This window comes from Dokdonella sp., assembly GCF_035511235.1.
Taxonomy (GTDB): Bacteria; Pseudomonadota; Gammaproteobacteria; order Xanthomonadales; family Rhodanobacteraceae; genus Dokdonella.
Genome location: NZ_DATKFQ010000020.1, coordinates 47,247 through 71,052, shown reverse-complemented (window position 1 = coordinate 71,052; position 23,806 = coordinate 47,247). Strand labels below are relative to the sequence as shown.

The 23,806-nt window shown below is 70.1% G+C and carries 19 protein-coding genes; all 19 read left to right on the top strand.

Translation table 11 applies throughout. The features are described 5' to 3' along the window. Nucleotides 1–119: 119 nt before the first annotated feature. The 19 genes from VMR06_RS09620 (at nt 120) to dnaE (ending at nt 23,758) form a co-directional block, all read left to right on the top strand. Nucleotides 120–2,450, top strand: coding sequence for a DUF6600 domain-containing protein (locus VMR06_RS09620; RefSeq protein WP_325375612.1), 2,331 nt, complete (start codon nt 120–122; stop codon nt 2,448–2,450). 103 nt (nt 2,451–2,553) lie between these two features. After that, a complete protein-coding gene (gene thiS / locus VMR06_RS09615) occupies nt 2,554–2,754 on the top strand; it encodes a sulfur carrier protein ThiS (RefSeq protein WP_325375610.1) in 201 nt (66 codons plus the stop codon). A gap of 42 nt (nt 2,755–2,796) precedes the next feature. Next, nucleotides 2,797–3,603 carry a thiazole synthase gene (locus tag VMR06_RS09610; RefSeq protein WP_325375608.1) on the top strand — a complete coding sequence of 269 codons (807 nt, stop codon included), beginning with the start codon at nt 2,797–2,799 and terminating at the stop codon, nt 3,601–3,603. Beyond that, nucleotides 3,600–4,310 carry a tRNA (guanosine(46)-N7)-methyltransferase TrmB gene (trmB, locus tag VMR06_RS09605; RefSeq protein ID WP_325375606.1) on the top strand — a complete coding sequence of 237 codons (711 nt, stop codon included), beginning with the start codon at nt 3,600–3,602 and terminating at the stop codon, nt 4,308–4,310. The genes VMR06_RS09610 and trmB overlap by 4 nt, the downstream gene beginning before the upstream one ends. A gap of 127 nt (nt 4,311–4,437) precedes the next feature. Next, entirely contained in the window at nt 4,438–6,285 is a 1,848-nt protein-coding gene (locus VMR06_RS09600) for an SLC13 family permease (protein WP_325375604.1), read from the top strand. A gap of 85 nt (nt 6,286–6,370) precedes the next feature. Further along, nucleotides 6,371–6,928, top strand: coding sequence for a ribosome recycling factor (gene frr, locus VMR06_RS09595; RefSeq protein WP_325375602.1), 558 nt, complete (start codon nt 6,371–6,373; stop codon nt 6,926–6,928). A gap of 20 nt (nt 6,929–6,948) precedes the next feature. Further along, nucleotides 6,949–7,689, top strand: coding sequence for a polyprenyl diphosphate synthase (gene uppS, locus VMR06_RS09590; protein ID WP_325375600.1), 741 nt, complete (start codon nt 6,949–6,951; stop codon nt 7,687–7,689). Further along, a complete protein-coding gene (locus VMR06_RS09585) occupies nt 7,686–8,522 on the top strand; it encodes a phosphatidate cytidylyltransferase (RefSeq protein WP_325375598.1) in 837 nt (278 codons plus the stop codon). Before uppS ends, VMR06_RS09585 begins: the two co-directional genes overlap by 4 nt. Beyond that, nucleotides 8,519–9,697 carry a 1-deoxy-D-xylulose-5-phosphate reductoisomerase gene (locus VMR06_RS09580; RefSeq protein ID WP_325375596.1) on the top strand — a complete coding sequence of 393 codons (1,179 nt, stop codon included), beginning with the start codon at nt 8,519–8,521 and terminating at the stop codon, nt 9,695–9,697. The genes VMR06_RS09585 and VMR06_RS09580 overlap by 4 nt, the downstream gene beginning before the upstream one ends. An 8-nt stretch (nt 9,698–9,705) precedes the next feature. After that, nucleotides 9,706–11,052, top strand: coding sequence for an RIP metalloprotease RseP (rseP, locus tag VMR06_RS09575; protein WP_325375594.1), 1,347 nt, complete (start codon nt 9,706–9,708; stop codon nt 11,050–11,052). Nucleotides 11,053–11,133: 81 nt separating this feature from the next. Then, nucleotides 11,134–13,527, top strand: a complete 2,394-nt coding sequence (gene bamA / locus VMR06_RS09570) for an outer membrane protein assembly factor BamA (protein WP_325375592.1) — start codon at nt 11,134–11,136, stop codon at nt 13,525–13,527. A gap of 55 nt (nt 13,528–13,582) precedes the next feature. Beyond that, a complete protein-coding gene (locus VMR06_RS09565; protein ID WP_325375590.1) occupies nt 13,583–14,146 on the top strand; it encodes an OmpH family outer membrane protein in 564 nt (187 codons plus the stop codon). Next, nucleotides 14,143–15,168 (top strand): UDP-3-O-(3-hydroxymyristoyl)glucosamine N-acyltransferase, encoded by a 1,026-nt coding sequence (gene lpxD, locus VMR06_RS09560; RefSeq protein ID WP_325375588.1) that lies wholly within the window; start codon nt 14,143–14,145, stop codon nt 15,166–15,168. The genes VMR06_RS09565 and lpxD overlap by 4 nt, the downstream gene beginning before the upstream one ends. Next, complete coding sequence (gene fabZ, locus VMR06_RS09555; protein WP_325375586.1) at nt 15,165–15,647, top strand: 3-hydroxyacyl-ACP dehydratase FabZ; 483 nt, start codon at nt 15,165–15,167, stop codon at nt 15,645–15,647. Before lpxD ends, fabZ begins: the two co-directional genes overlap by 4 nt. Continuing rightward, nucleotides 15,644–16,414: an acyl-ACP--UDP-N-acetylglucosamine O-acyltransferase gene (lpxA, locus tag VMR06_RS09550; RefSeq protein WP_325375584.1), complete on the top strand. Its 771-nt coding sequence runs from the start codon at nt 15,644–15,646 to the stop codon at nt 16,412–16,414. The genes fabZ and lpxA overlap by 4 nt, the downstream gene beginning before the upstream one ends. 25 nt (nt 16,415–16,439) lie before the next feature. Then, nucleotides 16,440–17,603, top strand: a complete 1,164-nt coding sequence (lpxB, locus tag VMR06_RS09545; RefSeq protein WP_325375582.1) for a lipid-A-disaccharide synthase — start codon at nt 16,440–16,442, stop codon at nt 17,601–17,603. 207 nt (nt 17,604–17,810) lie between these two features. Further along, nucleotides 17,811–19,544 carry a sulfatase-like hydrolase/transferase gene (locus VMR06_RS09540; protein ID WP_325375580.1) on the top strand — a complete coding sequence of 578 codons (1,734 nt, stop codon included), beginning with the start codon at nt 17,811–17,813 and terminating at the stop codon, nt 19,542–19,544. Further along, complete coding sequence (locus VMR06_RS09535; protein ID WP_325375578.1) at nt 19,541–20,134, top strand: ribonuclease HII; 594 nt, start codon at nt 19,541–19,543, stop codon at nt 20,132–20,134. Before VMR06_RS09540 ends, VMR06_RS09535 begins: the two co-directional genes overlap by 4 nt. A gap of 126 nt (nt 20,135–20,260) precedes the next feature. Then, on the top strand, nt 20,261–23,758 hold the full coding sequence (gene dnaE / locus VMR06_RS09530) for a DNA polymerase III subunit alpha (protein ID WP_325375576.1): 3,498 nt from the start codon (nt 20,261–20,263) through the stop codon (nt 23,756–23,758). The last annotated feature ends 48 nt before the right edge of the window (nt 23,759–23,806 follow it).

Here is a 23,806-nt window from a genome sequence, read left to right as displayed (position 1 = left end):
GAAGGTGATCGTTCAGCGGCCGTCGGCTGAACTAGCAGCGCGTTCGGCGGCCCCGGGCGCGGGCTGTGGCCAGTACACCGGACGCGCCCAGAACGGCCGATCCTTGCAGGAGTCACTCCATGAATATGCGACCCCGCTCGCCCTTCCCGATGGTTCGGGCGGCGCTGGCGCTGGCCCTCACCGTCCTGGCCGGCGCTGCGCTGGCGGATCCGCCCGGCCGCGTGGCCCGGATGAGCTACATCAGCGGCAACGCGAGCTTCCAGCCCGGCGGCGACGACCGCTGGAGCGAGGCGATGATCAACCGCCCGCTGGTCACCGGCGACCGTCTCTATACCGACAGCGACTCGCGCGTCGAGCTCGAGGTCGGCACCGCGGTGCTGCGCATGGACGATCGCACGAGCCTGGCCTTCCTCGACGTCAATGACGACATCGTCCAGGTCGAACTGACCCAGGGCACGTTGAATCTGCAGGTCAAGCGCCTGTTCGACGGCCAGACCTACGAGGTCGACACGCCGACGCTGGCGTTCGTCGTCGACCGCCCCGGCAACTACCGCATCGACATCGCGCCGCAGGGCGACTCGACGATGGTCACGGTGTTCGAGGGCGCGGGCTCGGTCTACGGCCAGGGCGGTGCCAGCTATCGCGTCGACGACCGCCAGTCCTACCGGTTCCACGACGCCTCGCTACGCGATTACGAGGTCATGGATCTGCCGCGCAGCGACAACTTCGATCGCTGGTGCTTCGAGCGCGCCGACCGCTATCAGCGCTCGGTCGCACGTCAGTACGTATCCGAGGAAGTCATCGGCTATGCCGACCTCGACGGCTACGGCAGCTGGACCTCGCACGCCAGCTACGGCTCGGTCTGGTTCCCGACCACGGTCGCGGTCGGCTGGGCACCGTATCGCTACGGCCGCTGGTCGTGGATCGATCCGTGGGGCTGGAGCTGGGTCGACGACGCGCCGTGGGGCTTCGCGCCTTCCCACTACGGCCGCTGGGTCTACGTCGGCAACCGCTGGGGCTGGTGCCCGGGTCCGCGCCATCTGCGGCCGGTCTATGCGCCGGCGCTGGTCGGCTTCATCGGCGGGCGCAACTGGAGCGTATCGATCTCCAGCGGCGGCGGACCGGTCGGCTGGTTCCCGCTCGGTCCGCGCGATGTCTACGTGCCGTGGTACCGCAGCTCGCGCACGTACTTCACCAACGTCAACGTGACCAACATCCGCAATACGACGGTGATCAACAACACCTACATCACCAACGTCTACAACAACTATGCGGCGGGCCGGCCGGCCGGCATCGACTACGCGTATCGCCGCGATGTCCATGCGGTGACCGCGGTGCCCGACAACGTGTTCAACAGCTCCGGCCGCGTCGGCTCGGCGCGCCTGAATCTCGACCGCAACAGCCTGGCGCGCGCCGAGGTCGTCAGCCGCGTGCCGGTACTGCCGACCCAGGCCAGCCTGGCGCCGCGCGGCGGCGCCCGCGACCTGCCGCAGCGCGCGGCCTCGTTCGACCGGGCGGTCATCGCCCGCAACGCGCCACCGCCGGCGCCGGCACCGTTCGAGCAGCGCAAGCTCGCGATCGAACGCAACGGCGGTCAGCCGCTGCAGACCCAGGAGCTGCGCCAGCTGGCCGATCGCGCGCCGAAGACCGCAGCGGCGTCGCGCCAGGAGCGCATCCAGGTGGTCGGCAACGGGGCGGCACAGCGCGCACCGCAGGCGCTGCCGCCGAAGAGCGCGGCACCGGGCCGCATCGAACGCGCGCCGGAGCGCGCGGCCGCAGTCGGCGCGAAAGCGCCGGCGACGGATCCGTCGCGAGCACCGGCCACCGCCACGCCCGATCGGCGCGCAGTGGCACCGGAACGCGCGCCGACCGCGACGCAGCGCAGCGAGCGTGCGCTGCCCTCGTCGGGCTATGCGCCGCGCGGGGAGCGGGCGCCGGCTGCGAAGATCGAGCGCGGCGGCACACCGGCGGCCACCCCGCGCACCGAACGCGCACCGGCGGCGGCGCCGCGCGTCGAGCGGGCGCCCCAGGCGGCGCGTCCGCCGGTCGAGACCCGCAAGCAGCCGACGCCGAGCGAGCGCCCAGCGCGCACGATGCAGCCGCGCGAACCGGCGCAGCAGCGGGCGCCGGCGCCGGCGGGCCGCCAGTACGAGCCGCGCAAGGCCGAACCGGCCGTACGCGAACCGGCGCCGGCGCGCAGCTACCGCCAGGCGGCCCCTGAGCCGCGCCGGATCGAGCAGGCCCCGGCGCGCCGCGTCGAACCGCAGCCGCGCGCCGAGCCGGCGCCGCAGCGCATGGAGCGCAGCGCCCCGCAGGCCGCGCCACGCGTCGCGCCGCCGCCGCAACAGAAGCGCGCGCCCGAACCGCGTCAGCAGGCGGCGCCGCCGCAGAAGCAGCAGCGCGTCGAGCGGTCGCGCGACAACGACGGCAAGGGCAAAGACGATCGCTGAGACTGGCGCTCGGTTCGGGCTGGATCGAAGGGCCGCCGCGTCGACGATGCGGCGGCCTGTTTCGTTCCAGGCAATGCCGGACCGGCGCCGCTACAATAGGCCGATGCATATCGTGCTCAACGGCCAACCGTACGAGTGTCCCGCGCCGACGACCGTCGCCGCGCTGCTCGAGGCGATCGGCCTCGGCCACAAGCGCGTCGCGGTCGAGGTCAACCAGCGCATCGTGCCGCGCAGCCATCATGCCGCGCTGGAGCTCGAACCGGACGACCGCGTCGAGATCGTGCACGCCATCGGCGGCGGTTGAGCCGCCGTCCCTTCCCTTAGCTTTCCGACCACGCTCACCGTCATGACGCCTGCCCCTTCCGCCGGCACCGCGGACGACTCGTTCGTCATCGCCGGCCGCACCTATCGATCCCGCCTGCTGACCGGCACCGGCAAGTACCGCGATCTGGACGAGACGCGCCGGGCGACCGAGGCCGCCGGTGCCGAAATCGTCACCGTCGCGATCCGGCGTACCAACATCGGCCAGGATCCGGGCCAGCCGAACCTGCTCGACGTGCTGCCGCCGTCGCGCTACACGATCCTGCCCAATACCGCCGGCTGCTACACCGCCGAGGAAGCCGTGCGCACCTGCCTGCTCGCGCGAGAGCTGCTCGACGGCCACACCCTTGTCAAGCTCGAGGTGCTCGGCGACCAGCGCACGCTGTTCCCGGACGTCGTGCAGACGCTGGCCGCGGCCGAGCGCCTGGTCGCCGAGGGTTTCGAGGTGATGGTCTACACCTCGGACGATCCGCTGCTGGCACGGCGGCTGGAAGCGATCGGCTGCGTCGCGATCATGCCGCTGGCGGCGCCGATCGGGTCGGGCCTGGGTATCCAGAACCGCTACAACCTGCTCGAGATCGTCGAGAACGCGAAGGTGCCGGTGCTGGTCGATGCCGGCGTCGGCACCGCCTCGGATGCGGCGATCGCGATGGAGCTCGGCTGCGACGGCGTGCTGATGAACACCGCGATCGCCGGCGCCCGCGATCCGGTGCTGATGGCGCATGCGATGAAGCTGGCGGTCGAGGCCGGCCGTAGCGCGTTTCGCGCCGGCCGCATTCCGCGCAAGCGCTATGCCTCGGCCTCGAGCCCGATCGACGGGACGATCGGATGACGCCGGAGGAGCCGATCGCCGAACACGACCGGCAGCGCCGCCTGCGCAGCTTCGTGCTGCGCCAGGGCCGCATCACGCCGGCGCAGGCGCGCGCGTTCGACGCGCACTGGGCGCGCTACGGCCTGGACTACACCGGACACACGCGCGACCTCGACGCGGCATTCGGCCGCCGCGCGCCGCGCGTGGTTGAGATCGGCTTCGGCAACGGCGAGCAGCTGCTGCACGCCGCCGCCCATGAGCCGGACCACGATTTCATCGGGATCGAGGTGCATCGCCCGGGCGTCGGCCGCCTGATGAACGGCCTCGCCGCGGCCGGCCTCGACAACGTGCGCCTGTACAACCACGACGCGGTCGAGGTGCTCGAGCACGAGATCGCGCCGGCGTCGCTGGCGCAGGTGCGCATTTACTTCCCCGATCCGTGGCCGAAGAAGCGTCATCACAAGCGGCGGCTGATCCAGCCCGCCTTCGTCGAGTTTCTCGCCGGCCGCGTCGCGCCGGGCGGCCTGCTGCATCTGGCGACCGACTGGGCCGACTACGCCGAGCAGATGCTGGCGACCGTGGACGCATCGCCGTCGTGGTCGAACCGTGCCGGTCCGGGTCACTACAGCCCGTGTCCCGACTGGCGCATCGAGACCCACTTCGAACGGCGCGGCACGCGTCTGGGCCACGGCGTCTGGGATCTGCTCTACGAACGGACCGGTAGCTGAGGACGCTCGCGACGGCGACGCAGCCGGCGTCCGATGCCGGACAGCGCCGCCGATGAGCGCTATCCTTTCGCGGCTGCCCTGACGATCACCGCCCTAGACGGCCGGAACAACCAGAACCGATGCTCTGATGGATGCCGGCCTGACGCTGACCACCGAGATGATGCTCGTGCTCGGGCTGGTGGTCTTCACCGTCCTCATGCTGATCCTCGAATGGATCCGGGCGGATCTGGTCGCCCTCCTGGTCATCGTGGTGATCGGCATCACGCGGCTGATGCCGGTCGAACAGCTGTTCGACGGCTTCGCCGGCAACGCGGTGATCTCGCTGATCGCGGTCATGATCATGGGCGCCGGACTCGACCGCACCGGCGTGCTCGGCAAGGCCGCCTCGTTCGTGATCCGCCTCGCCGGCGGCGTCGAGCAGCGCCTGGCCGTGGCGATCAACACGATCGTCGGCAGCCTGTCGGCGGTGATCCAGAGCCAGGCGCTGTCATCGCTGTTCCTGCCGGTGGTCAGCCGCGTCAGCGCGCGTACCGGCGTGCCGCTGCGCCGGCTGCTGCTGCCGATGGCCTGCTGCATCCTGTGCGGCACCAACATCACGATGATCGCCAACTCGCCGCTGATCCTGCTCAACGACCTGATCGCCAGCGCGAACCGCAACCTGCCGCCGGGCGCGCAAAGTATCGAACCGTTCCGCCTGTTCGCGATCGCGCCGGTCGGCATCCCGCTGCTGATCGTCGGCGTCGCGTTCTTCGCGGTCCTCGGCCGGCGCCTGCTGCCCGACGAGGAGGACAAGCAGAACGTCACGCCGGGGCGCACCGAGAGCTACTTCGCCGATACCTACGGCATCGAAGGCGACGTCTTCGAGCTGACCGTCACCGCCGAGAGCCCGCTGGTCGGCATGAGCGTCGGCGAGACCGAACAGCTGCACGACGCGCCGCTGATCCTGGCGCTCAAGACCGGCAACGAGGCGCGGCTGGCGCCGCCGGCCGACCAGATGATCTGGGTCGGCAGCGTGATCGGCGTGCTCGGCCGCCGCGACGCGGTCGCCGATTTCGCCGACAACCATCTGTGCCGCATGCAGGTGCGCCTGCGCAACTTCGGCGACATGTTCAATCCGACGCGCGCCGGCATCTCCGAGGCGGTGATTCCGCCGACCTCGCACTGGATCAACCAGAAGATCGAGGACCTGCGCATCCGCAAGCGCCTGGGCATCAGCGTGCTGGCGGTCACGCGCGGCGGCGAGGTGTTCCGCGAGGACGTACGGCACCTGACGCTGCGTCCCGGCGACATGCTGGTCCTGCACAGCCTCTGGCGCGATCTGCCGCCGGCCTCCGAGTCGCGCGACTTCCTCGTCGTCACCGACTATCCGAAGGAGGAGCAGCGGCCGAGCCGGATCTGGTACGCCACGGCGTTCTTCGGCCTGGCGCTGGCGCTCGGCCTGTTCACCGACCTCAAGCTGTCGGTCGCGATGATGACCGGTGCGGTCGGCATGCTGCTGGCCGGCGTCCTCAGCATGGACGAGGCCTACAAGGCGATCAACTGGAAGACGATCTTCATCCTGGCCTGCCTGATCCCGCTGGGCTGGGCGATGGACTCCACCGGCACCGCGGCCTGGCTCGCCCAGGAGGTGATGGTCCACCTGGACGGCATGCCGCAGTGGCTGATCCAGGCTGCGCTGGCGGTGCTGACGCTGTTGTTCGCGCAGGTCATCTCGAACGTCGGCGCGGCGGTGATGATGGTGCCGATGGCGATCAACATCGCGCTGGCCTCGGGCGGCAATCCGGCGGCCTATGCGCTGATCGTCGCGATCTCCACGTCCAATACGTTCTTTCTGCCGAGCGCGAACCCGGTGCTGCTGGTCGTGGCCGGCCCCGGCGGCTACCGCAACCGGGACTTCCTGCGCGTCGGCATCCCGCTGACGCTGCTGATGCTGGTGACCACGCTGATCGCGGTCAATCTGATGTTCGGCCGCTGAGCCTCGCCGCGCCGCCGCATTCCCGCGGACGGCGGCGTTGCTATACTCCGTCGGCTAAGACTCAAGCACTTGGGGTGGCCGCATCATGCTCAACGACATCAAGAACGACGCGCAGACGCGCATGAACAAGAGCGTGGACGCGCTCCGCCACGACCTGACCCGGCTGCGCACCGGCCGGGCCAGCGCCTCCCTGCTCGAGCCGCTGAAGGTGTCCTACTACGGCAGCGACATGCCGCTGAGCCAGGTCGCCAGCGTCGCCGTCTCCGACGCGCGCTCGCTGACGGTCACGCCGTGGGAGAAGCAGATGGTCGCGCCGATCGAGAAGGCGATCCTCGCCTCCGACCTCGGCCTGACGCCGACCACGGTCGGCAACGTGATCCGCATCAACCTGCCCGCGCTGACCGAGCAGCGCCGCAAGGAGCTGTCCAAGCACGTCGCCCACGAAGGCGAGAACGCCAAGGTGGCGATCCGCAACGTGCGCCGCGACGCGATCCAGCAGGTCAAGGAGCTGCTCAAGGACAAGCAGATCTCCGAGGACGACGAGCGCCGCGCCGAGGACGACATCCAGAAGCTGACCGACCGCTTCGTCAAGGAGGTCGACGCCGTCGTCAAGGCCAAGGAAGACGAGCTGATGGCCGTCTGAGCGGCAGCGCCGACCGCCCGATGACCGCCCCGCCGACGGCCTCGAAGCCGACCCACATCGCCATCGTCATGGACGGCAACGGACGCTGGGCCGGCCGTCGCCATCGGCCGCGCAGCTTCGGCCATCGCGCCGGCCAGAAGGCCGTGCGCACGGCGATCGAGTTCTGCATGCGCCAGGGCATCGCGGCGCTGACGCTGTTCGCGTTCTCGAGCGAGAACTGGAAACGGCCGGAAGAGGAAGTCGGCGCGCTGATGCAGCTGTTCCTGCGTGCGCTCGAGAAGGAAGTCGCCGAGCTGCACGAGCACGGCGTGCGCATCGATTTCATCGGCGATCTGAGCGCATTCGCACCGGAGCTGCGCACGCGCATGGCCGAGTCGGCGGCCAAGACCGCCGCCAACACGGTGCTGCGGCTCAACATCGCGGTCAACTACGGCGGACGCTGGGACATCGTCCAGGCGGCCCGCCGCGCGGCGGTCGAAGCGGCCGCCGGCCGGCTCGATCCGGAGCGGCTCGACGAGGTGACGCTGGCACCGTTCTTCTGCCTGGCCGACCTGCCGCCGGTGGACCTGTTCATCCGCACCGGCGGCGAACAGCGGATCAGCAATTTCCTGCTGTGGCAGGCCGCCTACAGCGAGCTCTACTTCACCGACGTGCTGTGGCCGGACGTCGACGCCGGCGTGCTCGAACAGGCGCTCGACGTGTTCGCGCGACGCGACCGCCGCTTCGGCCAGACCCCGTCCCAGGCGCGCCGGGCCGGATGAGCGCGCTTCGTCAGCGCGTCGGAACGGCGCTGGTGCTGGCGCCGCTCGCGGTCGCCGCGATCGTGCTGCTGCCGACCGGCGCGATCGCCCTCGTCGCGGCCGCCGCATTCGGCATGGCGCTGTGGGAATGGACGCGCATGATCGGCATGTCCTCGCGCTTCGCGCGCGCGGCTGCACTGGCCGCGTTCGCGGCGCTGCTGGCCCTGCTGTGGTGGCAGCGCGATACCGCGGTCGGCTGGGGTGCGGTCGTCGCCGGCGCGGCGTGGTGGCTGCTCGCGCTGGTCTGGCTGCGCCATTTCTCGTTCGCGGCGGCGCCGACGCCCGAGAACGCCGCGATCAAGCTGGCCGCCGGCGTCGTCGCGATCGCCCCGGCCTGGACCGCACTGCTGCACATCCACGGCAGCGAACCGCGCGGCCACCTGTGGACGCTGTTCGCACTGCTGCTGGTCTGGGCCGCCGACACCTTCGCGTATTTCGCCGGGCGGCAGTGGGGGCGCGCCAAGCTCGCGCCGCGCATCAGCCCCGGCAAGACCATCGCCGGCGCCTGGGGCGCCCTGGCCGGCACCGTGCTGGTCGCCGTGGTCGGCGGCTGGCTGCTCGGCGAGCGCGGCATCGCGCTGGCGCTGCTGATCCTCGTCGCCCTGATTACCACGGTGTTCTCGATCGTCGGCGACCTGTTCGAAAGCCTGATCAAGCGCCAGGGCAATACCAAGGACTCGGGCAGCCTGTTCCCGGGCCACGGCGGCCTGTTCGACCGGCTCGACAGCGTCTTCGCAGCCCTGCCGGTGTTCGCCGTCGGCAAGGCCGCGCTCGACCTGATGACCGGACCGTGAAACGGGTCGCCGTCCTCGGCGCGACCGGCTCGATCGGCACCAGCACGCTGGATGTCGTCGCGCGCCACCCGGAGCGTTTCCAGGCCAGCGTACTGGCCGCGCACCGCAACGTCGAGGCGCTGGCCGAGCTATGCGTCCGGTTCCGGCCGGAACTGGCGGTCATCGCCGATCCGGCCTGCGAGCCGGAGCTGCGCGCGCGGCTGGTCGCCGCCGGCGTCCGCACCCGCGTGCTGGCCGGACCGGATGCGCTGGTCGAGGCGGCCGCCGGCGATGCGGCCGACATCGTCGTCGCGGCGATCGTCGGCGCGGCCGGCCTGCCCTCGACGCTGGCCGCCGCACGCGCCGGCAAGCGCCTGCTGCTGGCCAACAAGGAAGCGATCGTCATGGCCGGTCCGCTGCTGCTGGCGGCGCTCGCGGCCGGCGGCGGCGATCTGCTGCCGATCGATTCGGAACACAACGCGATCTACCAGTGCCTGCCGCAGCGCCGGGCCGGCGAAGGCGCGGCCGGCGTGCGCCGCCTGCTGCTGACTGCCTCGGGCGGCCCGTTCCGCGGCTGGAACGCCGAGCGCCTGCGCACGGTCACGCCCGAGCTGGCCTGCGCGCATCCGAACTGGCGCATGGGCCGCAAGATCTCGGTCGACTCGGCCACCCTGATGAACAAGGGCCTGGAGGTCATCGAAGCGCACTTCCTGTTCGGCGCGGCGGCCGACGCGATCGACGTGGTCGTCCATCGCCAGAGCATCGTGCATTCGCTGGTCGAGTACCTGGACGGCTCGGTGCTGGCCCAGCTCGGCCAGCCGGACATGCGCACCGCGATCGCCTATGGCCTGGCCTGGCCGGACCGCATCGAGGCCGGCGTGCGCCCGCTCGACCTGGTCGCGCTGGCGCGGCTCGACTTCGAAGCGGCCGACGGCGAGACGTTCCGCTGTCTGCCGCTGGCGTACGCAGCGCTGCGCGCCGGCGGCAACGCGCCGGCCGTGCTGAACGCCGCCAACGAGGAGGCGGTCGCCGCGTTCCTCGACGGCCGCCTCGATTTTCCCGGCATTGCCGCGATCATCGAGGAAACCCTGCAGAACGTCCCGCATCGTGGCGTGGACGGGCTCGAGGCCTTGTTTGACGACGATTTAACTGCGCGTCGGCAAGCGCAACGTATCATTGCTGCCCGGTTCAGCTGATTGCGCCTATGCAAACCTTCTTCGGCTCGGTCTGGTGGCTGATCGTGACCCTCGGGTTGCTGATCACGTTCCACGAATACGGCCATTACGTCGTCGCGCGCTATTTCGGCGTCAAGGTGACGCGTTTCTCGATCGGCTTCGGCAAGCCGCTGTGGTCGCGCCACAACCGCGAGGGCACCGAGTTCACGATCTCGGCGATCCCGCTCGGCGGCTACGTCAAGATGCTCGACGAGCGCGAAGGCGACGTGGCGCCGCAGGACCTGGCCGGCGCCCACAACCGCAAGCCGGTGCTGCAGCGCATGGCGATCGCCGCGGCAGGACCGGCGTTCAACCTGATCTTCGCGATCGCCGCGCTGTGGCTGATGTTCATGGTCGGCCGGCCGGACTACCAGCCGGTCATCGCCGAGCCGGCCGGCCTCGCGGCCGAGTCCGGCTTCGCGGCCGGCGACCATTTCCTGGCGCTGGACGGCGAGCCGGTCGAGGCCTGGAGCGAGGCGATCATGTCGATCGCGCACTCGGCGCTGGCCCGGCGCGACGTGCAGGTCGAGGTGCGCGACGCCGGCGGCGACCGGCGCGACCGTACGCTGCAGCTGAGCCGCCTGCCCGAGGGCATCGAGGGCAGCCAGGCGCTCGACGCGGTCGGCCTGCAGCTGCGCGCGCCCCGGATCGCGGCCACCGTCGGCGGCCTGGCCGGCGACGGCGCGGCCGCGGCGGCGGGCATCGAGGTCGGCGACCGGATCGTCTCGATCAACGAGCAGCCGGTCCGCCAATATGCCGACATCAGCCCGCTGATCCAGCAGCAGGCCGCCGCCAATCCGACCCTGGCCGTGCGCGTGGAGCGCGACGGCGCGAGCCTGAGCGTACCGGTCACGGTGCGCCCGCACGAGGGCGCCGACGGCAGCCGGCGCTGGGTCATGGGCATCGAAGCGCCCGACGCCCACGACGCGGTGCTGCGGCACGGGCCGCTGGCGGCGGTCCCGGCAGCCCTGGCCGACGCCTGGAAATCGACCAAGAACACCGTTTCGGTGATCACCCGCATGGTCACCGGCGAGGTCTCGGCCAAGAATCTGTCCGGCGTCATCACGATCGCCCAGGTCGCCAATTCCTCGGCCCAGATGGGCATCGCCTGGTTCCTGTCGTTCCTGGCGGTAATCTCGCTGAACCTGGCGATCCTCAACCTGCTGCCGGTGCCCGTGTTGGATGGCGGACATCTGCTGTATTACCTTATCGAGCTGATAAAGGGCAGCCCGGTCAGCGAACGGACCCAGATCGCCGGCCAGTACGTGGGCCTGATCGTGCTGGTCGCGATGATGGGGTTGGCGTTCTACAACGACATCCTGCGGCTCGCGTCCTAAGAACCGCGGACTGCCCGACAATAACGAACCCGTGGCGCGCGCCCCTGCCACGGGACCGAGCGTGCCTCTACGGAAGTGACGATGAAGCGTATAGCTGCCCTGATCCTGTTTGCCTGGCTGTCGAGCCAGGATGCACTGGCCTTCGACGCGTTCACGGTGTCCGACATCCGTATCGACGGCCTCTCGCGCATCGCGGCCGGCACGGTCTTCACGTATCTGCCGGTCGAGAAAGGCGACACGATGAACGCCGAGCGCGCCGAACAGGCGATCCGCGCGCTCTACAAGACCGGATTCTTCAACGACGTCCAGCTCTCGCGCCAGGGCGACATCCTGGTCGTGGCGGTGCGCGAGCGGCCGCAGATCTCCAAGATCTCGATCCGCGGCAACAAGGACCTCAAGGAAGAGGATCTGCGCACCGGCCTCAAGGGCATCGGCCTGGTCGAGGGCGAGACCTTCGACCGGCTCAAGCTCGACGAGGTGCAGGCCGAGCTGACGCGCCAGTACTACAACCGCGGCAAGTACAACGTCTCGATCAAGACCGCGACGGTCAATCTCGACCGCAACCGCATCGAGGTCGCGATCAACATCGCCGAGGGCAAGCCGGCGAAGATCAAGCACATCAACATCGTCGGCAATACGACGTTCCCGGACCGCACGATCAAGGACCAGTTCGAGTCCGGCACGACCAACTGGACCTCGTGGTATTCGCGCAACGACCAGTACTCGCGCGAGAAGATGTCCGGCGACCTCGAGAAGCTCGCGTCCTATTACCTGGACCGCGGCTACGTCGACTTCAACGTCGATTCGACCCAGGTCTCGATCAGCCCCGACAAGCGCCGCATGTTCGTCACTGCGAACATCCGCGAGGGCGAGATCTACACCGTCAACGACATCAAGATCACCGGCAACCTGGTCCTCAACGAGGAGGACCTGCGCAAGCTGCTGACGATCAGCGTCGGCGAGACGTTCTCGCGGCGCAAGGTCGAGCAGTCCTCGGACGCGATGACCGCGGTGCTCGCCAACATCGGCTACGCGTTCGCCGAGGTCGTGCCGCTGCCGGACGTGCACAAGGACAGCCGCGAGGTCGGCCTGACCTTCCTGGTCAATCCGGGCAAGCGCGTCTACGTGCGCCGCATCACCTTCAAGGGCAACACGACCACCGAGGACCAGGTTCTGCGCCGCGAGATGCGCCAGCTGGAGGGCTCGTGGTACTCGCAGGCGGCGATCGACCGCTCGAAGATCCGCCTGCAGCGCCTGGGCTTCTTCAAGACCGTCACGATCGAAACGCCGAGCGTGCCTGGCAGCGACGACCAGATCGACGTGCAGGTCGCGGTGGAGGAGCAGTCGTCCGGCTCGCTGAACTTCGGCCTCGGCTACTCGCAGCTGCAGGGCATCATCGGCAGCGTGTCGGTCACGCAGAACAATCTGTTCGGCACCGGCAACCGGGTCAGCGTGACCGCGCAGCAGAGCTCGTACTACACGCGCTACGACCTGTCGTACTTCGAGCCGTATCTGAACGACGACGGCCTCGGCCTCGGCTACAACATCTCGCACAGCGAGATGGACCAGGGCGAAGCCAACCTCGCCTCGTACCTGACCAACCGCGACGCGTTCAGCACCTATCTCGGCATTCCGATCAGCGAGTCGGACACGATCAACGCGCAGATCGGCCTCAGCAAGACCAGCATCACCGCCTACAGCGGCATCACGCCGGACCGCATCATCAATTACCTGCACAACCTCGGCAATCGCACGCTGCACAGCTGGGACACGCAGCTGTCGTGGGTGCACGATACGCGCAACCGCTACTGGAACCCGACGCGCGGCTCGGTGCACCAGATCTCGCTCAACATCGTCCTGCCCGGCTCGACGGTCGAGTACTACAAGCTGTTCTACAAGTACGGCCAGTACTTTCCGATCACCGACAAGCTGACGTTCTTCGGCAACCTCAGCCTCGGCTACGGCGACAGCTATCGCGATCCGAAGAGCGTGCTGCCGCGCAGCGATCCGCGCTACATGCAGATCAACGGCCTGCCGTTCTACGAGAACTTCTATGCCGGCGGCGTCGCCGACGTGCGCGGCTTCCGCGACAACACGCTGGGCCCGTGGGAGCTCTATCCGGGCTGTACCGGCGACCAGATCGGCCCGATCGGCAACACGACGCGGCCGAGCCGCTACTGCCGCCAGCCGATCGGCGGCGCGTTCAAGACGGTCGGTTCGGTCGAGGTGATCTTCCCGACGCCGTTCATGAAGGAGAACAGCGAGACCACACGTCTGTCGTGGTTCCTCGACGTCGGCAACGTGTTCCAGAACTACGACGCGTTCTCGGCCAGCGAGCTGCGCGCGTCCACCGGTCTGTCGTTCCGCTGGCAGGCACCGGTCGGCCCGATCGTGATCAACCTGGCGCGCCCCCTGCGCAAGAAGGACGGCGATCAGACCGAGACCATCCAGTTCACGTTCGGTACCATGTTCTAAGTTCGTGGGGCGCGGGAGTGCCCGTCCGCAATGACTTGACCCGGGGGGACGGCAGGTGAGGCAGCGCGCAAATCGGTTTCTTCCGGCGCACGCGCTGCTGGCCGCATTGGCGATAGGCGCCGTCGCGGCCCAGGCCCAGGCCCCTGCTTCGCCTCCCGCCGCCGCGCGGATCGGCTATCTCGACACCAAGCGGCTGATCGACAACATGCCTCAGACCGTCGCCGCGCGCGAGAAGCTCGAGCGGGAGTTCGCCCAGCGCGATGCCGCGCTGCGCGCCGACGAGACGCGCCTGGAGGAACTGCGTTCGCGGCAGAACCGCGACGCGCCGATCCTGACGCTCGACGCCGCCGACGCGCTGCAGCGCGAGATCGACGCGCTCGAGCGGCTGATCCGGCGCAGCCGCGACAACCTGCGCAACGAGCTCAAGACGCGCACCGACCAGGAGACCGACCGCAACTGGCGCGAGATCGAGAACACGATCGTGGAGTTCGCGCGCAGCGAGAGTTACGACCTGATCGTCAGCAGCCCGGTCGTCTACGCCAACCCGCGCATCGACGTGACCGACCGCGTGCTGGAACGGCTGCGCCGCCAGTATCAGACGCGCGAGGCCGGCCGATGAGGCCGCGCTACGCGCTGGCCGAGCTGGCCGAGCGGTTCGATCTGGCGCTGCACGGCGACGGGCGGGGCTCCATCGAGGGCGTCGGCACGCTCGGCGCCGCCGGGCCCGAGCAGCTGAGCTTCCTGGCCTCGGCGCAGTACCGCGGCCAGCTCGCATCGACGCGCGCCGGCGCGGTGATCGTGCGCGAGGCCGATGCGGCGGCGTGCCCGGTGCCGGCACTGGTCGCCGCCGATCCGTACCTCGCCTACGCGCGGATCGCCGCGCTGTTCGACCATGTGCCGGCGGCGGCGCCGGGCATCCATCCCAGCGCCGTGGTCGCGGCCGAGGCGAGGATCGCCGCCGGCGCCTCGATCGGCCCGTTCTGCGTCGTCGAGGCCGGCGCCGTGGTCGAGGACGGCGCCGTCGTCGGTCCGCACTGCACGATCGGGGCCGATTGCCGCGTCGGCGCCGGCAGCCGCCTGGTCGCGCGCGTGACGCTGGTGCTGCGCGTGGAGCTCGGCCGCCGCGTGCTGGTCCATCCCGGGGCGGTGATCGGCGCGGACGGCTTCGGTCTGGCGTTCGAGCGCGACCACTGGATCAAGGTGCCGCAGCTCGGCGGCGTGCGCGTCGGCGACGACTGCGAGATCGGCGCCAACACGACGATCGACCGCGGCGCGATCGAGGACACGGTGCTCGAGGCCGACGTGCGGCTCGACAACCAGATCCAGATCGCCCACAACGTGCATATCGGCGCGCACACCGCCCTGGCCGGCTGCGCGGCCGTCGCCGGCAGTGCCCGTATCGGGCGCTACTGCCTGATCGGCGGCGGCGCTGGCATACTCGGCCACCTCGAAATCGCCGACCGGGTCACGGTCACGGCCCGCAGCCTGGTGACCCATTCGATCCGCGAGCCGGGCGAATACTCCTCCGGCACGCCGATCCAGGAGAATCGTCTCTGGCGGCGTAATGCGGCGCGCTTCAAACACCTGGACGAGCTCGCAAGGCGTGTCGCCCAGCTCGCAAACAAGGACTCGCCTCGATGAATGATGTTGTGAACACGGCCGCGGCTCCGGAGGCCCTGCCGATCGGCGTCGAACGGATCGCCGAAATCCTGCCGCACCGCTATCCGTTCCTGCTGGTGGACCGTGTGCTCGACTACACGCCCGGCAAGAAGATCACGGCGATGAAGAACGTCACGATCAACGAGCCGTTCTTCCAGGGCCATTTTCCGGGCCATCCGGTCATGCCCGGCGTGCTGATGATCGAGGCGATGGCGCAGACCTCGGGCCTGCTGGTACATCTGTCGATCAAGCACGATCCGAACCAGCCCAAGCTGTTCTACCTGGTGCGCGTCGACCAGGCCCGCTTCAGCCGCATCGTCGGCCCCGGCGACCAGCTGATCTTCCAGGTCGAGCAGAAGCGCCTGATGCGCGGCATGGGCAAGTACTGGTGCGAGGCCCTGGTCGACGGCAAGCTGGTCGCCGAGGCCGAGCTGCTGTGCGCGGAGCGGAACGGCCGATGATCCACCCGACCGCGCAGATCGATCCGTCGGCCGAACTCGGCGAGGGCGTGTCGGTCGGCGCCTACAGCATCGTCGGCGGCGGCGTCGTGATCGGCGCCGGCACCTGGATCGGTCCGCACGTCGTGATCGACGCCGGCACGCGCATCGGCCGCGACAACCGCTTCTACCAGTTCGCGTCGGTCGGCTCCGACCCGCAGGACAAGAAGTTCCACGGCGAGGACACCCGGCTCGAGATCGGCGACCGCAACCACATCCGCGAGTTCGTCACGATCAACCGCGGCACCGGCGCCGGCGGCGGCATCACGCGCCTGGGCAGCGACAACTGGATCCTCGCCTATTCGCACATCGCGCACGACTGCCAGGTCGGCAACCACGTCGTGTTCTCGAACAATGCCACGCTGGCCGGGCATGTGACGATCGGCGACCACGTCATCCTCTCGGGTTTCGCCGGCATCCACCAGTTCTGCCGGATCGGCGCGCATGCGTTCATCGGCATGGGCTGCCTCGTCAACGGCGACGTGCCGCCGTTCGTGATGATGGCCGACGACTACGGGCGCCCGCGCGGCATCAATGCCGAAGGTCTCAAGCGCCGCGGCTTCACGGCCGAGCGGATCGGCCGGATCAAGCGCGCGTATCGCACGCTGTACGTCGCCGGCACGCCGCTGGCCGAGGCGCGCCAGCAGCTGGCCGAGCAGGCCCGCGACAGCGAGGACGTCGCCGCCCTGCTCGCCTTCATCGACGCCGGCGAGCGCGGACTGGCGCGGTGATCCCGGCGTCGCCGCGGCTGCCGCGATGAAGACGCCGCCGGCCGCTCCTTCCTTCGTCCTGGTCGCCGGCGAAGCCTCCGGCGACCTGCTCGGCGCCGACCTGATCGCCGGCCTGCGCGCGCGCTTCCCCGATGCGCGCTTCGCCGGCGTCGGCGGACCGCGCATGGTCGCCGCCGGCCTGGAAGCCTGGCACCCGGCCGAGGATCTGGCCGTGATGGGCCTGGTCGAGGTGGTGCGCCATCTGCCGCGGCTGCTCGCGATCCGCCGCGACGTGCGCCGCCGCACGCTGGCGCTGCGCCCGGACGTCTTCATCGGTATCGACGCGCCGGACTTCAACCTCGGACTGGAACGCAGCCTCAAGGACGCCGGCATCCGCACCGTCCACTACGTCAGTCCGTCGGTCTGGGCCTGGCGCGAGCAACGCGCCGAAAAGATCGGCCGCAGCGCCGACCGCGTGCTGTGCCTGTTCCCGATGGAGCCGGCGATTTACGCACGGCACGGCGTGGATGCGCGCTTCGTCGGCCATCCGCTGGCCGATGCGTTCGCGATGACGCCGGACCGGGCCGCCGCGCGTGCGGCACTCGGGCTGCCTGCCGACGGCCCGGTGCTGGCCCTGCTGCCGGGCAGCCGGCTCGGCGAGATCCGCCGGCTCGGCACCGACTTCCTCGATGCGGCCGCCCTGCTCGCGCGCGAGCTGCCGGGCCTGCAGGTGCTCGCGCCGATGGCCAATGCGGCCTGCCGCGCCGCGTTCGAGGACCTCGCCGCCGCACGCGCCGGCGCGGTGAACCTGCGCATCCTCGATGGACAGGCGCATGCGGCGATGATCGCCGCCGACGCGGTACTGCTGGCCTCGGGCACCGCCGCGCTCGAAGCGCTGCTGGCCAAGCGGCCGATGACGGTCGCCTACCGGCTGGCGCCGTGGACGTACCGGCTGGTCAAGGGGCTGGGTCTGCTCAAGGTCGACCGCTACTCGCTGCCGAACCATCTGGCCGGACGCGACCTGGTACCCGAACTGATGCAGGACGCCTGCACGCCCGAGGCGCTGGCCGCCTCGCTGCGGCCGTGGCTGCTCGCCCCGGGCCTGACGCCGGAGCTGGCCGAGGCCTACGCGCGCATCCACCGCGCGCTGATCGGCGATCCGGGTCATGCGGCCGCGGCCGCGATCGCGGAGCTGATCGCAGCCCGATAGGCCATCGCGCGGGGCGGAGCCCCCGACGCACGGCGCTGCCGTCCGGTCGCGCGCGAACGGCTCGCCGGGCCGGGCCGAAGCGCGTTCCGGCCATCGGCGCAGCGGCGCGGACCGCAACGCCGCTGCGGTCTGCCGCAATGCGCATTGACGCGATGCCGCGTCCGACGCAGGATGCGCGCCCGCCATTGTGACCATTTGAAGACAGGCATGCCGCCGATCGCTCCGGGCCGCCGCCGCGCGTGGATCTGGCGCTGCTTCGCCGCGGCGGTGTTCGGCGCCGCGCTGATCCTCGGTCCGCTGACCGAGTACGGTCCGGCCGACAAGCTGTTCGCCGCCTGTCTGCTGCTGACCTGCGCCGCGGCGCTGCTGCTGGCGACCGGCCGCGTCGCGTTCTCGCTGCTGACGAGCGGCCTGGTGTTCGGCACGATCAGCCTGGCCGGCACGCTGAAGTTCGCGTATCTGACGACGCCGCTGCTGGCGCCGGATCTCAAGTATTTCGTCAACCGCGAGACGATCGAGGTCCTCGCGCGCTATCCGCCGCTGCTGGCCGCCTCGATCGCGGCGGCGGTCGCGCTTCCGCTGCTGCCGACGCTGGCACTGCTGGCCGAACGCGACGGCCTGATGCCGGACCGTCCGCGCGGCGAGCGGCGCTGCGCGCGCCTCGTCGGCACGTTCGCGGCTCTGATGCTGCTGAGCGCCTGCGCGATGCCCGAGGGGCCGTTCCGCGCGGTATTCAACAAGCCGATGTGGGTGACGATCAACGACCGCAGCTTCGTCACCAATTTCTTCACCTCGTTCAACGATACCCAGATCGCCGAGCCGGCGATTCCGGCCGGCGTCGACCGCAGCATCGACTGGCGGCTGGACCGCCCGTTGCGCGCGCCACCGCAGAAGCCCGACGTCATCGCGGTGCTCCAGGAGAGCACGTTCGATCCGCGCATCCTGCGCCTGTGCACGGTGCCGGCCTGCCGCTACCGGATGTTCGAGCGCGATCGCCGCACCCGCGCCGGCGGCCTGCTCAACGTGCACACCTTCGGCGGCGGCACCTGGACCAGCGAATTCGCGTTCCTGACCGGGCTGGCCGACAAGCTGTTCGGCAACGCCGGACTGTACGCGCCGTACAACCTCGCGCCGCGCGTCTCGTTCACGCTGCCGCGCGCGTTCGCGGCCGCCGGCTACCGGACCGTGGCGATCTATCCGGTCACCGGCGACTTCCTCAACGCGCGCAACGCCTACGCGCTGTACGGCTTCGACGCGTTCCACGACGGCAGCGACTACGGCCTGGGCTGGGAGAGCAGCGACGCGGACCTGCTGTCGGTGTTCCGCCAGGTCTACGCGAAGGAGAAGGCCGAGCATCCGGACCGCCCGCTGTTCGTCTTCATGCTGACGCTGCACCAGCACGGCCCGCATATGACGCCGCTGGCGCTGCTGCCAGCCCCGTTCGACCAGCCGCTGTTTCCGGGCGCATTCACGCCGCGCAAGCTCGACGAATGGCTGAACCTCAACATCGGCAACTATCTCGAGCGCCTGCGCCAGTCCGATGCGGTGCTGGCCGAGCTCGAGCGCTTCGTGCTGGATCGGCGCCTGCCGACCGTGCTGCTGCACTTCGGCGACCATCAGCCCTCGTTCGACGGCGCGATCCAGGTGATCCCGAAGAAGCTGCCGCGCGGTGCCGGCCCCAACAGCAGCCTGGTCACGTACTTCATGCTGAAGACCAACTACCCGATCCCGCTGCGCGCCGACCACACGGTGACCGACATCGTCTATCTGGGGTCGCTGCTGCTCGAGAGCGCCGGCGTGCCGCGCAATGCGTTCTACCAGGCCAACTCGCTGCTGCGCGAACGCTGCAAGGGACGCTATCTCGATTGCATCGACACGCGCATTCTGGCTTCCTATCACGACTACCTGTTCAACCGCCTCGACGTACTGCGCGACGAATGACGCCCGAACGACTGCTGCTGATCGCCGGTGTCGACGAAGCCGGCCGCGGACCGCTGGCCGGCCCGGTCGTGACCGCTGCGGTGATCCTCGACCCGGCGCGGCCGATCGACGGCCTGGACGACTCCAAGGTGCTGGCCGAGCCGGTCCGCGAGTCGCTGGCGGTGCTGATCCGCGCACGCGCGCTGGCATTCGCGGTCTGCGTGGTCGACCCGGTCGAGATCGACCGCATCAACATCCTGCGCGCGACCCTGGTCGGCATGACGCGCGCGCTGGCGATGCTGTCGCCGGCGCCGCTGCTGGCGCTGGTCGACGGCAACCATCTGCCCAAGGACCTGCCGTGTCCGGGCCGCGCGGTGATCGGCGGCGATGCCTCGGAGCCGGCGATCAGCGCTGCCTCGATCCTCGCCAAGACCGAGCGCGACCGCCTGATGCGCGACTGGGATGCGGTCCATCCCGGTTACGGCTTCGCGCGCCACAAGGGCTATCCGACGCCCGAGCACCTCGACGCGCTGGAGCGGCTGGGCCCCTGTCCGATCCACCGCACCAGCTTCGCGCCGGTGCGCCGGCTGATCGCGCCGGCCCTGCTGTAGCGCCGCGCCGCCCCGCGGCGCCGTCCGTCGGCCGCGGTGCAGCCAGGCGCCGGCCCGCGGCGAATTTCAAGCTTGTTGGCCCGGGGTCCGGCCGCTACCCTGGCGGACCGGATCCCGGCCCGCCGCATGTCCTCCCGATTCGTCCACCTGCACGTCCACAGCGAGTACTCGCTGGTCGACTCGACCGTTCGCATCGGCGATCTGGTCCAGGCCTGCGCGAAGCTCGGCATGCCGGCGGTCGCCGTGACCGATCAGGTCAACCTGTTCGCGCTGGTCAAGTTCCAGCAGACCGCCGAGCGCGCCGGCATCAAGCCGGTGGCCGGCAGCGACCTGTGGCTGGACGATCCGGCCGACCGCGCGCGGCCGAGCCGGCTGACGGTGCTGTGCCGCGACCGCAACGGCTACCTCAACCTCTCGCGCCTGGTCTCGCGCGCCTGGGCCGAGGGCCGTCACGGCGATCTGGCCCTGGTCGAGGCCGACTGGCTCGAGCAGGCCAATCAGGGCCTGATCGCGCTGGCCGGCCGCGACAGCGCGGTCGGCCGCCACCTGCTGGCCGGCAACGACGCCGCCGCGGCGGCGTGTCTGGCCGATCTGCGTCGCACGTTTCCGGGCCGTCTGTACCTGGAAGCGACGCGCACGCAGCGCAGCGGCGAGGACGATTTCATCGCCGGCGCGCTCGAACTGGCCGCGCGCCTGGACGTGCCGGTGGTCGCCAGCAACGACGTGCGCTTCCTCGAACGCGAGGATTTCGAGGCGCACGAGGCGCGCGTGTGCATCCACGGCGGCCGCGTGCTGGCCGACCCGAAGCGCCCGCGCGAATACTCGGCCGAGCAGTACCTGAAGTCGCCCGACGAGATGGCCGCGCTGTTCGCCGATCTGCCCGGCGCGCTCGAGAACACCGTGGAGCTGGCGCGGCGCTGCAATCTGCAGCTCTCGTTCGGCACCTACTATCTGCCGGCGTTTCCGGTGCCGGCCGAGGAGACGCTCGATTCGTGGATCCGCTCGCAGGCCCGGCGCGGCCTCGCCGCGCGCCTGGCCAAGCAGCCGCCGGCACCGGGCTTCGAGGAGGCCGACTACGTCGCGCGGCTCGAGCGCGAGGTCGACGTCATCGTGCAGATGGGCTTCCCCGGCTACTTCCTGATCGTCGCCGACTTCATCAACTGGGCCAAGGACCACGACATCCCGGTCGGCCCGGGCCGCGGCTCCGGCGCGGGCTCGCTGGTCGCCTACGCGCTGGGCATCACCGATCTGGACCCGCTGCGCTATGGCCTGCTGTTCGAGCGCTTCCTCAATCCCGAACGCGTGTCGATGCCGGACTTCGACGTCGACTTCTGCATGGACCGCCGCGACGAGGTCATCGACTACGTCGCGCGCAAGTACGGCCGCGACCGCGTCAGCCAGATCATCACCTACGGCACGATGGCGGCCAAGGCGGTGCTGCGCGACACCGGGCGCGTGCTCGGCATGCCGTACGGCCAGGTCGACCGCATCGCCAAGCTGATTCCGCCGCGGCCGCTCGACCTCTCGCTCGAGGACGCGCTCGGCCGCACCGACAAGTCGCGCATCGAGCCCGAGCGCGTCGTCGCCGACTTCTGCGCGCAGTACGCCGAGGACGAGGAAGTCCGCGAGCTGGTCGACCTGGCGCTCAAGCTCGAGGATCTGACGCGCAACGCCGGCAAGCACGCCGGCGGCGTCGTCATCGCGCCCGGTCCGCTGACCGATTTCGCGCCGCTGTACTGCGAAGACGGCGGCGCCGGCGTGGTCACGCAGTTCGACAAGGACGACGTCGAGGCGATCGGCCTGGTCAAGTTCGACTTCCTCGGCCTGCGCACGCTGACGATCATCGACTGGGCGGTCAAGGCGATCAACCAGCGCCGCGCGGCCGCCGGCGAGGCGCCGCTCGACATCACCACGCTGCCGCTCGACGACGCGGCCAGCTACGCGCTGTTCGCGCGCGGCGATACGGTCGCGGTGTTCCAGTTCGAGTCGCGCGGCATGCAGAGCCTGCTCAAGGACGCCAAGCCCGACCGCTTCGAGGACCTGATCGCGCTGGTCTCGCTGTACCGGCCGGGCCCGATGGAGCTGATCCCGAGCTTCTGCAACCGCAAGCACGGACGCGAGGAGATCGACTATCCCGACGCGCGCGTCGAGCCGATCCTGCGCGAGACCTACGGCATCATGGTCTACCAGGAACAGGTCATGCAGATGGCCCAGATCGTGGGCCACTACTCGCTCGGCGGCGCCGACCTGCTGCGCCGCGCGATGGGCAAGAAGAAGGCCGAGGAGATGGCCAAGCACCGCGCGATCTTCCGCGAGGGTGCCGCCCGGGACGGCATCGGCGAGGCCAAGGCCGACGCGATCTTCGACCTCATGGAGAAGTTCGCCGGCTACGGCTTCAACAAGTCGCACGCGGCCGCCTACGCGCTGGTCTCGTACCAGACCGCCTGGCTCAAGACGCATTACCCGGCCGAGTTCATGGCCGCGGTGCTGTCCTCGGACATGGACAATACCGACAAGGTGGTCACCTTCCTCGACGAGGCGCGCGCGCTCGGCCTGACCGTGCAGCCGCCCGACGTCAACGCCTCGCGCTACATGTTCGAGGCCGCCGACGACAAGACGATCCGCTACGGTCTGGGCGCGGTCAAGGGCGTCGGCCGCGGCGCGGTCGAGAACATCGTCGAGTCGCGCGACCGCGGCGGCGCGTTCTCCGATCTGCCCGAGTTCTGCCGCCGCGTCGATCCGCAGAAGATCAACAAGCGCGTGTTCGAGGCGCTGATCCTGTCCGGCTCGATGGACGCGCTGGCGGCCAACCGCGCCAGCCTGATGGCGCAGCTGCCCGAGGCGATCCGCGCCGCCGAGCAGCACGCGCGCGACATCGAGCACGGCCAGGGCGACATCTTCGGCTCGGCCGGACCGGCCGTGGCCGCGCCGGTCGAGCGCGTCGAAGTCGACGACTGGCCGCTCGAACAGAAGCTCGCCGGCGAGCGCGAGACGCTCGGCCACTATCTGTCGGGGCATCCGACTGACGCCTGGCGCGACCTGCTCGCCAGGATCACGACCTGCCCGATCGGCGAGATCGACAAGCACTACAAGCCACCGGCGCCCGGCGAGCGGCGCAGCCGCTTCAACGACCAGCCGTTCGTGCTGGCCGGGTCCGTGGTCGGCATCCGCAAGGCCGGCGACAGCCGCGCCTTCGTCGAGGTCGAGGACCATTCGGGCCGCTTCACGGCCAGCCTGTGGAGCGAGGTGCTGGTCCAGTACGGCGCCCTGCTGACGCGCGACGCGATCCTGGTGTTCGAGGGCGGCCTGTCGGTCGACGACTTCAGCGGCGGCTACCAGATCCGGGTGCAGCGCGTCTCGACGATCGCCTCGGCCTGCGAGGCGCAGGTGCGCCTGGTCCAGGTCCGCCTGAACGGCATCGGCCGCGATTTCGTGCCGCGCCTGCGCGCCGCGCTCGATCCGTACCGCGGCGGCACGACGCCGGTGCGGCTGACCGTCAGCACCGCGCTCGGCCAGGGCGACGTCGAGCTCGGCGCACCGTGGCGCGTCCGCGCGGGGCCGGAGCTGCAGCGTGCGCTGCAGGCGATCGACGGCGTGCTCGCGACCCAGCTCGTGCTCGGCTGAGGCCGGCGACAGGCCTGACCGACGGCCGGCGACCGGTCGAGCCGATCG